The organism is Stappia sp., from assembly GCF_965276915.1.
Taxonomy (GTDB): domain Bacteria; phylum Pseudomonadota; class Alphaproteobacteria; order Rhizobiales; family Stappiaceae; genus Stappia.
Genome location: NZ_OZ255709.1, coordinates 129,541 through 143,349, shown reverse-complemented (window position 1 = coordinate 143,349; position 13,809 = coordinate 129,541). Strand labels below are relative to the sequence as shown.

Annotated in this window: 12 protein-coding genes and 1 tRNA gene; 3 read left to right on the top strand and 10 right to left on the bottom strand. The window is 65.9% G+C overall.

Going from position 1 to position 13,809, the window contains the following annotated elements:
* Nucleotides 1-180 precede the first annotated feature (180 nt).
* The gene (locus ACQY46_RS00640) at nt 181-1,461 is read right to left on the bottom strand and encodes an MFS transporter (RefSeq protein WP_428698401.1); all 1,281 of its coding nucleotides are present in this window, start codon (nt 1,459-1,461) and stop codon (nt 181-183) included.
* Between the two features lie 256 nt (nt 1,462-1,717).
* On the opposite strand from ACQY46_RS00640, the gene ACQY46_RS00635 reads away from it, so the two are divergent.
* On the top strand, nt 1,718-2,659 hold the full coding sequence (locus tag ACQY46_RS00635) for a DMT family transporter (RefSeq protein ID WP_428698400.1): 942 nt from the start codon (nt 1,718-1,720) through the stop codon (nt 2,657-2,659).
* A 37-nt stretch (nt 2,660-2,696) separates the two neighbouring features.
* Here the strand turns inward: ACQY46_RS00635 and ACQY46_RS00630 are convergent, their stop codons facing one another.
* From ACQY46_RS00630 to ACQY46_RS00615, 4 genes are all read right to left on the bottom strand, one after another.
* On the bottom strand, nt 2,697-3,281 hold the full coding sequence (locus ACQY46_RS00630) for an adenylate/guanylate cyclase domain-containing protein (RefSeq protein WP_428698399.1): 585 nt from the start codon (nt 3,279-3,281) through the stop codon (nt 2,697-2,699).
* The gene (locus ACQY46_RS00625) at nt 3,209-4,894 is read right to left on the bottom strand and encodes a CHASE2 domain-containing protein (RefSeq protein ID WP_428698398.1); all 1,686 of its coding nucleotides are present in this window, start codon (nt 4,892-4,894) and stop codon (nt 3,209-3,211) included. The genes ACQY46_RS00630 and ACQY46_RS00625 overlap by 73 nt, the downstream gene beginning before the upstream one ends.
* Before the next feature lie 194 nt (nt 4,895-5,088).
* On the bottom strand, nt 5,089-5,994 hold the full coding sequence (gene rpoH, locus ACQY46_RS00620) for an RNA polymerase sigma factor RpoH (RefSeq protein WP_306029073.1): 906 nt from the start codon (nt 5,992-5,994) through the stop codon (nt 5,089-5,091).
* A gap of 152 nt (nt 5,995-6,146) precedes the next feature.
* Nucleotides 6,147-7,184 (bottom strand): RluA family pseudouridine synthase, encoded by a 1,038-nt coding sequence (locus tag ACQY46_RS00615; protein WP_428698397.1) that lies wholly within the window; start codon nt 7,182-7,184, stop codon nt 6,147-6,149.
* Here ACQY46_RS00615 and ACQY46_RS00610 point away from each other — a divergent pair.
* Together ACQY46_RS00610 and ACQY46_RS00605 are read left to right on the top strand one after the other, a co-directional pair.
* Nucleotides 7,183-7,539: a hypothetical protein gene (locus tag ACQY46_RS00610; RefSeq protein WP_428698396.1), complete on the top strand. Its 357-nt coding sequence runs from the start codon at nt 7,183-7,185 to the stop codon at nt 7,537-7,539. The two genes, ACQY46_RS00615 and ACQY46_RS00610, sit on opposite strands and share 2 nt — an antisense overlap.
* Before the next feature lie 138 nt (nt 7,540-7,677).
* Nucleotides 7,678-7,753 (top strand) — tRNA-Glu (locus ACQY46_RS00605).
* A gap of 283 nt (nt 7,754-8,036) precedes the next feature.
* Here the strand turns inward: ACQY46_RS00605 and ACQY46_RS00600 are convergent.
* Genes ACQY46_RS00600 through ACQY46_RS00580 form a run of 5 tightly spaced genes read right to left on the bottom strand, consistent with a single transcriptional unit; the run spans nt 8,037 to nt 13,798 of the window.
* Complete coding sequence (locus ACQY46_RS00600; protein WP_428698395.1) at nt 8,037-8,894, bottom strand: CheR family methyltransferase; 858 nt, start codon at nt 8,892-8,894, stop codon at nt 8,037-8,039.
* Entirely contained in the window at nt 8,891-10,105 is a 1,215-nt protein-coding gene (locus ACQY46_RS00595) for a protein-glutamate methylesterase/protein-glutamine glutaminase (RefSeq protein ID WP_428698394.1), read from the bottom strand. Before ACQY46_RS00595 ends, ACQY46_RS00600 begins: the two co-directional genes overlap by 4 nt.
* Before the next feature lie 21 nt (nt 10,106-10,126).
* Nucleotides 10,127-10,492, bottom strand: coding sequence for a response regulator (locus ACQY46_RS00590; RefSeq protein WP_306029069.1), 366 nt, complete (start codon nt 10,490-10,492; stop codon nt 10,127-10,129).
* 52 nt (nt 10,493-10,544) lie between these two features.
* Entirely contained in the window at nt 10,545-11,027 is a 483-nt protein-coding gene (locus ACQY46_RS00585; protein ID WP_428698393.1) for a chemotaxis protein CheW, read from the bottom strand.
* Nucleotides 11,024-13,798, bottom strand: coding sequence for a hybrid sensor histidine kinase/response regulator (locus ACQY46_RS00580; RefSeq protein WP_428698392.1), 2,775 nt, complete (start codon nt 13,796-13,798; stop codon nt 11,024-11,026). Before ACQY46_RS00580 ends, ACQY46_RS00585 begins: the two co-directional genes overlap by 4 nt.
* Nucleotides 13,799-13,809: the final 11 nt, after the last annotated feature.

Here is a 13,809-nt window from a genome sequence, read left to right as displayed (position 1 = left end):
GTGCCGGCCTTGCGCCGCGCACACGAAAAACCCCGGTCTCGCTAACCGGGGCAAAGCGAGCGGACTATAGCGGTCCGAAGCGGGGTTGACGAGCCCTCAGCCGGTCTTTCCACCAGCGCCCGGACCGTTTGCCGCTTGCAGGGCCTCACGGTTGGCCGTCGGTCGGGCCACGCTTGCCGGTCAGTCCGGCGAAGGCCTGTCCTTGTCCGGCCGCGCGGCTTTTTGTCCTCCGGCCATGCGGTGGATCGCCGGCGAGTTGCGCAACAGCCAGACGAAGCGCTTGCGGTGCTCGGCGGGCACGGCGCCCCGGGCCAAAAGCCGCGCGCCGACAAAGGCGACGAAGGCGAGATGCAGTCCGCCGGTGTAGAGGAAGAAGGCGGAGGGGCCGAACCTGTCCATGACAGCCGAGGCGAGGAGCGGCCCGATGACGGCGCCGATCGCGAAGAACATGGTCAGGCCGGCGGCAAGCTCGACAAACTGGCCGGGGCCGGCATGGTCGTTGGCATGGGCGGCGGAGAGCGAATAGAGCGGCAGGGCGAAACCGCCGAACAGGAAGGCGCCCAGGAAGATCGCGGCCTGGAAACTGACGCCGGACAGGAACAGGCAGGAGAGGCCGGCGCCCGCGGTTGCCAGGATGAGCACGTAGCGCCGGTCCGTGCGGTCCGAGGCCCAGCCGAGCGGATACTGGAAGATGGCACCGGCGATGACCCACAGGCTGATCAGCAGCGCCAGCCCGTCGGCATCGAGGCCGACCCCTTCCGCGTAGACCGGACCGACCGTCCGGAAGGCGCCGTTGGTCAGGCCGATGGTCAGGCAGCCGACGGCGGCGACCGGCGAGATCGCCCAAATGGCGAGGTAGTTGACGCCCCTGGAATCGGAAACGGGAGGATTGCCTTCCCGGGCAAGCGAAACGGGGATCAGGGCGGCGCAGAACACGATGCCGATGACGACGAGAATCGCCGCTCCGCCGGCGCCGAAAGCCGGCAGCAGGAACTGTCCGCCGGTCACCGCGCCGAGATCGACGATCCGGTAGATGCTGAGGATGCGGCCGCGCTCGGCATTGGAGGCAAGCGCGTTGAGCCAGCTTTCCAGCACCATGGCCGTGCCGCAGAATGCGATGCCGCTTGTGAAGCGCAACCCGGCCCAGCCAAGGCCCGGCGGGGTGAGAAAGAGGCCCAGCACCGCGATCGCACTCAGGGCGGCGAGCGCGGAGAAGACACGGATATGCCCGACCCTGCGGATCAGCAGGGGCGTCACCAACACGCCCAGGATGAAGCCGGCATAATAGGCGGAGCCGAAGACGCCGATCATCGTGTCGGAGAGGCCGGCGAGGCGACCGCGCACCGCAATCACCGTCATCGCAAGGCCGTTGGCGCCAAGCAGGAGCGCTGCGGCGACAAGCAGAGGTACGAGGCGGAAGAGCAGTGGCCGGGAGGTCAGCGGGGCAGGATTGTCGGGCATCTGGACCAAGGGTCGGAAAGCGCGCGGCGGGACCTTGATCCTGACCGCTCGCGGGGGTGCTCACAAGCATTGTTTTCCCCTCACCAACAGAACCTGGCTTTGCGTGCGGGGGGGGAGGCGTCGCGAAACGGGTGGTGACCCTGAAGGGCCGGTGCTACCGAAGGCGGGCGGGCTGTCATGCCGCCCTCTTGCTTGCCTGCCCCGGAAGGCCGGATGTGCCACACCGGATTTTGCCTGAACAAGCTGGAAGACCTGAATGACCTGGAAGAACTGGCTGCTGCTTGCCCTCCTGTCACTGATCTGGGGGGCGACCTTTCCCTTTGCCAAGGTCGCCGTCGCCGAAATACCGCCGATGACGCTGGCCTTCCTGCGGGTCGCGATCGCGGCCGGCGTGCTGCAGGCCGTGCTGCGGGTGACCGGCCAGGCGTTTCCCCTGTCGCGAGGGATGCTCGGGGCATTCCTGCTGATGGGGCTCCTGAACAACGCCATTCCGTTTTCGCTGATCTTCTGGGGCCAGACCGCGATCCCGGCGAGCCTTGCCTCGATCCTCAACGCGACGACGCCGATCTTCACGGTGCTGGTGGCCTCGCTGCTGTTCTCGCAGGAAGTGCTGCGGGCGCACCGGGTCGCCGGGATCGTCATCGGGTTCGCGGGCGTCGCGCTGTTGATGGCGCCGGCGCTGGATTTCGGACCGCTCGCCGCTTTTTCCGGTGCGCCGCTCTGGGCGCAGGCGCTGTGCCTTGGGGCGGCTCTTTCCTATGCCTTTGCCGCCGCCTTCGCGCGGGTCTTCAAGGGCGTGCCGGTGATGATCTCGGCAGCCGGCCAGCTCACCGGCTCGAGCCTGCTGCTGCTGCCGCTGGCGATCTGGCAAGCCTTCGCGTGGCAGGGAGAGGGCTGGTCGCCGGCGGCGACGGGCCCGGCCGCGTGGATCTCGGTGGCGGCACTTGGCACCGTCTGCACAGCCTTTGCCTATCTCATCTATTTCCGGCTGCTGAGCGAGGCCGGCGCGACCAATGCTTCCCTGGTCACCCTGCTCATCCCGCTCAGTGCGAGCCTGATCGCCGCGCTTTTCCTGGACGAGGTGCTGACGTTGCCGCAACTGGGCGGCATGGCGCTGCTGCTGCTGGGGCTGGCCGTGCTGGACGGGCGCGTTCTCGCCCTGCCGGGGCGTCTCCTGAAAGCCGTACGCGCGTCCTGACCGGACGCCGGCAGGGTCGCTTTCCCCGCCGACAGGATCAGGCAGGGGCCGTTGCCGGCAACGCCTCGATGCGCTCCTGAAAGCGGTCATAGAAGTCGGCAAGACGGGACGGCGCCTTGGCGCGGCAGTCCTTGAGGCCGGCAAGGGCACCGGCCCGGTCCCCGCCATCGATGGCCGCGACCATTTGCGCATGGGCCCGGGCAAGGGTCTGGAAGGCGGTGCCTGCGGCATAGTCCGGCTCGCCAACGAGCGCGAAAAGCTTGATCGGCACGCTCTTGCCCTTTAGCGGGATCGCGCCGGCCTCGAGGAAGGCAAAGTCGGGCGCCGCGCGTGCCGTGTCTTCGGAGACGACGCAATCGGCGCCGACCGCCTTGCAGCTCGATTCGATCCGGGCCGCGACATTCACCGCATCGCCGATCACCGAATAGTTGAAGCGGCGGTTGGACCCCATGTTGCCGACACAGGCCTCGCCCGTGTTGAGACCGACGCCGATGCGCACCGACTGGATCGGCAGATCGCGGGCGCGAAAGCCGAAGGCGTCCTCGGCGTTCAGGCGCTCGGTGATGCGGACCATCTCCAGCGCCGCCCGGCAAGCCTGTGCGGCGTGGGCCTCGACATCCATGGGGGCATTCCAGAAGGCCATGATGCTGTCGCCGATATACTTGCGATGGTGCCGTCGCGGTTCTGGATCTCGTCGGACAGCGGTGACAGGAGCGCGTTGAGGAAGGCGACGAGGTCGGTCGGGGTGAGCTGCTCGGAGATCGGCGTGAAGCCGCGCACGTCCATGAACAGGATGGTCATGTCGCGCATTTCGCCGCCGAGCTTGAGCGAATCCGGCGCCGTCTCCAGCCGCTTGACCATCTCGGGCGCCAGATACTGGCCGAAGGCGGCGCGCACGAAGCGCTTTTCCCGTTCGGTCAGGAAGTAGAGCAGGGCGGTCGCCGCCGCATAGACGACGAAGAGATTGACAGCGGTCGGATAGACGGGATCGAGGAGCAATCCCTCCGTGCGGAAGAGATGGATGGCGCCGGCGTAGAGGCCGAAGGCGATGACGCCGCCGATGGCTGCCGCCCAGATGGAACCGAGGCTGAGAACGAGGGCGATGACGATCAGGCCGAGCACGAAGGTAACGATGACCTCTGTGCCGTCGGCCCAGTCCGGCCGGCTCAGGAAGGTGCCGGCGAGGATCTGTTCCGCTGCCTGGGCATGGACGGAAACGCCGGGCACCAGATCACCCAGCGGCGTTGCCCGAATATCGTAGAGGCCAACCGAGGAGGTGCCGACGAAAACAACGTGCCCCTCGATCAGCGCGACGGTTTCAGCCCGCCTGGCAGGGTCGAGCACATCAGCGACGGAGACGTAGCGGTCGGCCCGATCCTCGTTGAAATAGACCCAGAATTCCCCTTGCGCGGTGGTCGGGAAGGGAATGGCACCGACCTTGATGTCGGTCACTCCCGCTGTGCCGACATCGATCTCCCCGCTGGCATCCGAGGAGCGTACAATAAAGCCGCTGGCCCCTTGCGCAACGCGCAGGGCCTCCATGACGAGGCTTGGGAAAAGCGTCTTGCCGTCGGTGAAGACCATCGGGATGCGGCGCACGATGCCGGCCGTGTCGCGGCTCGACAGGCTGACGCCGCCCGAGCCGGCGGCAGGCGCCTCCAGGACGGTCAGGCTGTTCAGCGTCGAGGCGAAGGCCGGCACGCTGGCGACAGGGTCGCTTCCGGCGTAGGAAACACCGGCTTTCACCGGTGGTTTTCCGCCGCTGGCGTCGGGAAGCACGGCGTAGCCAAGGACCACCGGCGCCTCGGCGATGGCGGCCGCGAACACCTTGTCCGTGTCGGGCAGCTTTCCGGCGAGACTGGCAGCGGTGATATCGCCGCCGAGATCAAGGTCGGGCACGTAGCGATGCGGCGACAGGCGGTCGGGCTCGGCGAAGATCACGTCATAGGCGATCGCAGCCGCTCCCATGTCCGCAAGAGCCTCGGTGAGCTTGGCCAGCATGTCGCGTCGCCAGGGCCATTGACCGTGGACGGCGAGCGAACGCTCGTCGATATCGACGATGCGGACCGGAAACTCTCCCTGCTCCCTTGGCCAGAAGCGCTGGTAGCCGTCGAAACCGAGGAGACGGATGGAGGAGACGAAGCCGGGATCGAAGGCCCGCAGAGCGGTTACCAAGAGGAGAAAGAAGCACGCGACACTTGCCACCAACAGATGCTTGCGTCGGGTGATGCGCATGGTTCCCCTCGCCCCTTGTTCCTGACCGCGGCCGGGCAGCGCTTTGTCGCACCGACCGTCCGGGCAAGGTTAGAGCACGGGTGGGAAAAAGGGAAAAGCATCCGGTTGCAGCTAACCGGCGGGTCGGTTGCGGGCAGGACGCCCGCCCGCCGGATCCCGGCGGTCCGGACGGCAGCGCGCCGGTGCTGCCTGGCTCAGCGCTGGTCGGCGAGCTGCGCCGCCGGCTGCTCCAGTTCACGAGCGCCGCGCTTCACCGCCTTTTGCACCTTCTCGAAGGCGCGTACCTCGATCTGGCGGACGCGCTCCCGGCTGACGCCGAACTCGCTCGACAGGTCCTCCAGCGTGATCGGGTCCTCCGACAGGCGCCGGGCCTCGAAAATTCGCCGCTCGCGTTCGTTGAGCACGTCCATCGCGTCGCCAAGCAGCTTGCGCCGCTGGTCGAGTTCCTCCTGGCGGGCAAAGACCGCTTCCTGGCTGTCGCTCTCGTCGACGAGCCAGTCCTGCCACTCACCACCGCTGTCGGCTTCCGCGCGGATCGGCGCGTTGAGCGAGGCATCGCCGGCAAGGCGCCGGTTCATCGACACGACCTCTTCCTCGGAGACGCCGAGCTTGGTGGCGATCTGGGTGACGTGCTCGGGCCGCAGGTCGCCCTCGTCAAGTGCCTGGATCTTGCCCTTGAGACGGCGGAGATTGAAGAACAGCCGCTTCTGGTTGGCGGTCGTTCCCATCTTCACCAGCGACCAGGAGCGCAGGATGTATTCCTGGATCGCCGCCTTGATCCACCACATGGCGTAGGTGGCGAGGCGGAAGCCCTTGTCCGGCTCGAAGCGTTTGACCGCCTGCATGAGGCCGACATTGCCCTCGGAGACAACCTCGGAAATCGGCAGGCCGTAGCCGCGATATCCCATGGCGATCTTGGCGACGAGGCGCAGATGCGAAGTCACCAGCCGTTCGGCCGCGCGCGGGTCGTCATGCTCCTTGTAGCGCTTGGCGAGCATGTATTCTTCCTGCGGCTCCAGCATCGGAAACCGCCGGATTTCGTCCAGGTAGCGGCTGAGGCCGCCTTCTCCGGAACTCAGCATCGGTATGTTCTGGGCCATGAAGCAGCCTTTCTCCCTAACGATCCCTCCGGACCGACGCGGCCGTCGCCGCCCCGGACCCTCGCCGGGCATCCATGTTCCGGCGCCCTGACGGCACGCCGAACCCCCAATATAGGTGTCATTTCGACAATATCAGGGCCTGATCCTCGAAATTATGTGGCAGGGATTGTCCGGATTGCGCCGATCAGGCCGGCCAGGTCCTCGGGCAGCGGACTTTCGAAGCGCAGCGTCTCGCCACTCACCGGATGGGCGAAGGCCAGCAGGCCGGCATGCAGGGCCTGGCGAGGGAAGGCGTCGACGACGGCGCGGATGTCTTCGGGCAGGCGCGCCGACTTGGTCTTGAAATGCGCCCCGTAGTCGGCATCGCCGATGAGCGGATGGCCGATATGGGACATGTGAACGCGGATCTGATGGGTGCGCCCGGTTTCCAGGCGGCAGGTCATCAGCGCTGCCAGCGGAGCCGCACCCATGGGGCCGAAGCGCTCTCGCACCTGCCAGTGGGTGATGGCGTTGCGCCCGCCGGACTTGGTCACGGCGATCTTCTGGCGGTTGGCGGCGGAGCGGGCGAGATCGGCGTCGACCGTGCCGCGCAGCTGCATCGGCGCGCCCCAGACAAGGGCGGTGTATTCCCGTTCCAGCGGTCCGGTGCGGCCATGATCGGCGAATTGCGCGGCAAGGCCCTGATGCGCGCGGTCGGTCTTGGCGACCACGAGCAAACCGCTGGTGTCCTTGTCGAGCCGGTGGACGATGCCCGGCCGCTTGACCCCGCCGACGCCGGACAGGCTGTCGCCGCAATGGTGAAGCAGGGCGTTGACCATTGTGCCGCTCCAGTTGCCGGGACCGGGATGGACGACAAGGCCGGCCGGCTTGTCGATAACGATCAACTCGTCATCCTCGAAGACGACGGCAAGCGGGATTGCCTCGGGTTCGGGCTCGGCAACGTCCGGTTCGGGCATGTCGAGCATCAAGGCCTCGCCCGAATTGACCCGGTATTTCGGCTCGACTATGGTCCGCCCGTCGACACGGACCCGGCCCTGGCGGATCAATGTCTGGAGGCGGTTCCGGCTGAGTTCTGCCAGATGGCGTGCAAGGCAGGCATCGAGCCTGATGCCCGCATCTTCCTCCGCAACGACAACGGTCTTCATTGCGACGGCATCCGCGTCGCTTGCATCTTCATTGGACATTGACATGACACATCCGGCTATGGACGACGAACGCGACCAGGAGGCTCCGCTAGACCCCGCGATGGAGCGGGTCCAGGTCAAGCTCAAGCGGCTGCTGGCGGTTTCGAGCCTCGTGATGGTGCTCGGTTTCCTGGCAGTGCTGGCGGCGATCGTCTACAAGCTGTCCGAAGGCGGCACGCGTCCGGATGCCAGCGATATAGCCGCTACCGTCGCGATCGGCAAGGACGGCCGGGTGGAGGGCATGGCGCAGGCCGACGACCGGCTGATCCTGCTGGTGCGTTCCGGGGTGCAGAGCAAGCTTCTCTATCTGGATGCCGCAACCGGCCGTGTGCTGGGCGAAACGGTTTTCGTCGCGCAGTAACACGTGGCGGTTTTCCGCCTCGCGCGGGGAGCGGCGAGCGCACGCACGGAAGATCTCCACAGGTGAGGGCTGAAATGGGGCTTGCATTCCCCGTTCGGGCGTTCTATTTACGCGGCTCTTCGTCGAAGACCAGCCGATGCCCCCATCGTCTAGCGGTCTAGGACGCCGCCCTCTCACGGCGGAAACAGGGGTTCGAGTCCCCTTGGGGGTGCCATTCCTTTCCGCAGCGCGCGGGAGGCGAGCCGGCCGGCATGACGGAAGACGCGGCACCGACATGGTGCGATGCGATGAACTTCCCCCTCCCTTCAGTTGCCTTTCCGTAGTTTTGCGCGCAGCGCTCGCGCCGAAGTTCCTGAAGCGGATGCGTATATCGGTTCGACACCGCGCGACGTGACGGGAGCGGCCCTGCCCGCCGGCATGGAGCGAATCAAAAACCCCGCCGGCGCGAGGTCACGCAGGCGGGGCTGGATCGTTGCAGAAGCAGGTGGCCGGTCTTCTCAGCCGGCGACCTGGAAACGGGGGCGGACAACGCCCTGGGCACCGGCGGCGGCGGTCTGGTAGAGACCGCGCAGGTCCTGCACCGGCCGGAAGGCATCGGTGAGGCCGACGACTGTCTCCGCCGCGCCGAGCACAAGATAGCCGTCGGAGGGCAACTGCTTCGCCATCCGCTGCAGCACATCGACCTTGGTCGGCTGGTCGAAGTAGATCAGCACGTTGCGGCAGTAGACGATGTCGAAGGACCCGAGCGAGGAGAAATTCTCCAGAAGGTTCAGCTTGCGCCACTGCACCATTGAACGCAGCTCGGGATTGACCTGCCAAAGATCGCCCTTTTGGGTGAAGTATTTGAGCAGCATCTGGATCGGCAGGCCGCGCTGCACCTCGAACTGGCTGTAGATGCCGTTCTTCGCCTTCTCCAGAACCTCGTTGGACAGGTCCGTGCCGATGATCTCGACGCGGAAGCCGGCAAGCTTTGCCGCGGCTTCCTTCAGGCAGATCGCCAGCGAATAGGGTTCCTGGCCGGTGGAGGCAGCAGCGCACCAGATGCGGATCGTGCGGCGGTCGGCACGCGCCTTCAGCATCGCCGGAAGCATCACTTCCTTGAAGTGCTGGAAGGGCGTTCCGTCACGGAAGAAGAAGCTCTCGTTGGTGGTCATCGCCTCGACCACGTCGGAGCAGATCTGGGTGGAGCCCGGCTTCTGCATCGCCTGGACGAGTTCGGAAAGCCCGGCATGGCCGTGCCGGCGAGCCACCGGCAGGAGCCGGCTCTCGACCAGGTACTGTTTCTCGTTGGTGAGCACCAATCCGGACTTCGCCTTCAGGTACTGCTTGAGATACTCGAACTGGGACGCAATCACCTGAGGCCTCCACTCAACAATCCGGCGATTTTCGGCCCAATCCGGGTGATTGGCAGAATATCGCAACACAATCCGGTCTGGGCCGCCGCTCCCGGCATCCCCCACACGACGCTCGTCGCCTCGTCCTGGGCGATGACGCTGCCGCCACCGGCCGAGATGGTGCGAATTCCGGCGGCGCCATCATGGCCCATGCCGGTCAGCACCACCGCCAGGACAGCGGAGCCGTAGACCTTGGCCACGCTGTCGAACAGGGGATCGACGGCAGGCTTGCAGAAATTCACCGGCGCGCTGTCGGTCAGGCGGGCGACCGGCTGGCCGCCATCCTTGACGATGGTCATGTGCAACCCGCCCGGCGCCACGTAGATGTGACCGGGCTTCAGCACCTCGCCATCCGCTGCTTCCTTGGCCGGCCGGAGCGCGGCCTTGGCGATGTGCTCGGCCAGGATCGCGGTGAAGGTCGGCGGCATGTGCTGGGTGACGACGACCGGCACCTCGCGAATGGCGGTGCCGATGTCGGTGAACACCTGCTGCAGCGCCTGCGGTCCGCCGGTCGAGGAGCCGATGGCGACGATGCGCGGGCGGACGCTCGAATAGGGGCGTGTCTTCAGGGCCGGCGCGGCAGCCTGGGCCGGTGCCGCGGCAAGGCGGCTGTAGCCGGCGGAGGCGGTCGCTGCGCGCGACACGGGGCCCTGCGAGATGGTCTGTCCGGCAGCCGTCTGGGCGCGCATCTGGCGACCGCCGAAGCCGCCGCTCGCACGCCTGCGCTGCCCGAGCGCCTTGACCTTCTCGATCAATTCGCGGCGGAAGTCGACGGAGGTGGTGACCTCGCTGGAGGATTCCGGCTTGGGCACATAGTCCTGCGCGCCCAGCGACAGGGCCCGCAGGCTGATCTCGGCATTGCGCCTCGTCAGCGTGGAGGCCATCACGACGATCAGGTCGCGCTTTTTCCAGAGCATCAGGGGAAGGGCGGTCAGCCCGTCCATCTCCGGCATCTCGATGTCGAGCACGACGACATCAGGATTGCTGCGCTCGATGTCCTCGACGGCGAGCCGGCCGTTCCGATGGGACGCGACCAGCTGGAGCGCCGGATCTGCTTCGACCCAGCGGCTCAGAAGCCCGCGAATGACGACGGAATCGTCCACCACCATGACGCGGACACAGTCTGCCCGTGCACCGTCCCGGGGGGCCGGCGCTGTAGAACTGGCGATCATCTTGACATGTCCCGTAAGGGGTTACAGCAGCCCGGCTTCCTGGAACTTCGCTTCCACGATGTCCTTGTCGAAAGGCTTCATGATGTACTCATTGGCGCCAGCCCGCATTGCGCGGGTGATGTGCGCCACATCGTTCTCGGTCGTGCAGAAGACGACGATCGGCTTGTTGCCGCCGTCTTCCTTGCGCAACGACAGCAGGAATTCCAGGCCGTCCATTTCCGGCATGTTCCAGTCGAGAAGGATCGCGTCGGGCATCCGCTCGCGGCAGGCCGTGAGGGCCTTGAGGCCGTCTTCCGCCTCGGAGATCTCGAAGGAGAGATCTTCCAGGATGCGTCGGGCCACCTTGCGGATCACGCTGGAATCGTCGACGACGAGACAGTGTTTCATTTCATTTGCTCCCGAGTGCCGTAGATCGGCATTTCGTTCCAACGCGCGCGCCTCAGGCGGCCGCCAGCGGCTCAGAAACCATCGCGCCGAACAGGCGGGCGACATCGAGGATGATCATCAGCTTGCCGTCGAGGCGATGGACACCGCCCGAGATCTCGGCCCAGCGCTTGTCGAGGTTGGACGGATTGGCCTCCATCGAGTCGCCCGACAGGCGGAGCACTTCGCCCACCTGGTCGATGACCAGGCCGTAGCTTTCGCCCTTGTGCTCGATCCCGACTGCCATGACCTGGGCATTTCCGTCCCGGTTGGGCAGGTGCAGGCGCTTGCGCATGTCGATGGCGGTGACGATGCGGCCGCGCAGGTTGAGCACGCCGGCGACTTCCGGCGCCGCGAGCGGCACGCGGGTGACGCTCTCGGGAACGAAGACGTCGTGCACCTGGCTGATCGGGAGGCCGAAAAGCTGGCCGCCGATGATGACCGTCACATACTGGATGGTATCGTCGATACCGGCCGCGAGGTTGTCATTGTGCTTCATGCCGCAATCCCCATTTCACCGGCGAAGAGATCCTTGAGCGAGGCGATCAGCCCCGGACGGTCGAATTTCGCCACATAATCGTCGAAACCTGCCTGGCGTCCGCGCTCGATCGAGGCCGGCGAGACGACCGCCGACAGGGCGAGGATCGGCATCTTGCGGAAGCGCGGATCGCGACGAAGCGCCTCGCAGAACTCGAAGCCGTTGATTTCCGGCATCTCGATGTCGCTGACGATGGCCTGGAAGCGGTCGCCGTTTTCCAGCAGCTCGAACGCCTGGTTGGCGCCGGTGCAGGCGGTCACGTCGTAGCCGGCGGCCTTGAGAACCGGCGTCAGCATGTTGCGGAAGAAGGCGCTGTCGTCGACCAGAAGGACCTTCTTGGTCAGCGCGGCGATGTCCATCTCCTTGCGCATGAACCAGTCCTCGAAGGCCTGCGGCAGGTAGTAGCCAAGATCGATGATCTCGGTTGCCTTGTCCTTGATGACGGCCGAGCCGAGGACGCCGGCGCGGTCGGATCCGACCTCGATGTTCATGCGATCCTCGACGATGTCGACGATCTCGTCGACCACGAGGCCCATCGAACGCCCGGCATCGGAGAAGACCAGCATCGGCTGGGTGCCTTCGCCGCGATGCGCCTGCGAGGGGTCGATATAGACCAGCGGCATCAGCGCGCCGCGATACTGCACCAGGTCGCGACCGTTGGAATGCTCGATCTTGGAGACATCGAATTCCTCCAGACGGGTGACCAGCGACAGCGGCACGGCCTTGGGCTCGGGCGAACCGGCGCGGAAGAGCAGCATGGATACGCTCGACTGGCCGTCGATGGCGGAGGTCATCGCTGCCTCGGCCTCCTTGCGCTCGCCTTCGGCGACGACGCTGGAGGCATGGCTTGCCATGGCCGAAGCGACACCGTTCGGGTCGATGATCATGATCACCGCGCCGTCACCCAGAATGGTGTTGCCGGAGAACATGGTCAGGTTGCGCAGCATCGTCGACATCGGCTTGACGACGATTTCCTCGGTGTGGAAGACGCCGTCGACGACAACGCCGAAGGTCTGGCTGCCAACCTGCATGACGACGATGAAACCGGTGTCGGCCTCGATCTCCGTCTCGCCGTCAGGTCCGTCGAAGCCGAGCAGGTGCGACATGTGGACCAGCGGCAGCAGCTTGTTGCGCAGGCGCAGGACAGGCGTGTCCTTGATGCGCTCGATCCGGTGCTCGGAATTCGACTGCACGCGAACGAGCTCGACCACGGAAAGCTGAGGGATCGCGAAACGGTCGCCACCGGCCTCGACGATCAGCGCAGAGACAATGGCCAGCGTCAGCGGGATCTTGATGATGAAGCTGGAACCGCGACCGGGGGTCGAGCGCAGGTCGATCGACCCGCCGATCAACTCGACATTGTTGCGGACCACGTCCATGCCGACGCCGCGGCCCGAGACGCTGGTGATGTTCTGGGCGGTCGAGAAGCCGGCGTGGAAGATGTATTTGTGGATCTGCTGATCCGTCATCTTGTCGAGCTCGGCCTCGGAGGCCAGCCCGCGCTCCAGCACCTTGGCCCTGACGCGGTCGACATCGATGCCGCGACCGTCGTCCTTGACCTCGATGATGATGTGACCGCCTTCATGATAGGCGGACAGCGTGATCGTGCCCTTCTCCGTCTTGCCGGCGGCCTTGCGGTCGCTCGGCATCTCCAGGCCGTGGTCGGCGGAGTTGCGGATCATGTGGGTGAGCGGATCCTTGATCAGCTCCAGCACCTGACGGTCGAGCTCGGTCTCGGCGCCAATCATCTCCAGCTCGATCGGCTTGTCGAGCTCCTGGCTGAGGTCGCGCACGATGCGCGGCAGCTTCTGCCAGGCATTGCCGATCGGCTGCATGCGCGTCTTCATGACGCCTTCCTGCAGCTCGGCCGTGACGTTGGACAGGCGCTGCAACGGCACCTTGAATTCGGAATCCTCGTGGCGACGGGAGATCTCGAGCAGCTGGTTTCGGGTGAGGACCAGCTCGGAGACCATCGTCATCAGGTGTTCGAGCGTTTCGACCGCAACACGGATCGACTGGCTCGACACGGATGCCTTCTTCTCGCCCTTCTCGGCCGGCTCGCGGGCGACGGTCTCGCCACCGCGGGCGCGGGCCTTGACTGCGAGAGCCGGGGCAGGGGCCGTTTCGGCCTCGATCTCCGCGTCGGCGGCAAGTTCGGCCGCGTCGAGATCGGAGACCGGATCCGAAACCGGAAGGTCGACTTCGCACTCGGCTTCGCGGAAGGCACGCTCGAGATCGTCAAGCGAGACCTCGCCGGGGCGCAGGGGGCGTTCGAGCACCTGCTCGACCAACTCGCCGCGCGCCATCGCCTCGTCCTCGGCGGTCGGCGCCGCAGCCTTGCCACCGGTGGTGTCGGCGGAGAGCGACATGCGCTCGAGCTCGGAAATCAGATCGTCGTCGCTGCCCTCGGGCTCGGCACCGCCGGCCGCCTCGAGATCGGCGAGGATCTCCTTGATGCGGTCGATCGACGACAGAATGAGAGACACCGCATCGGGCGTCACCTTGGCGCCGTCGCGGAACTTGCCCATCAGGGTCTCGCCGGCATGGGCGAGAGCCTCAAGCCGGGGCAGACCGAGGAAACCGCAGGTGCCCTTGATCGTATGGACGAGACGGAAGACGTTATCGAGAATCTTCGCGTTATTCGGTTCTTGTTCGAACTTGACGAGCTCGACGTCGACGACGTCCAGGCTCTCGTTCGTTTCTGTGAGGAACTCGCTAAGCAAGTCGTCCATGGCCAAACTCA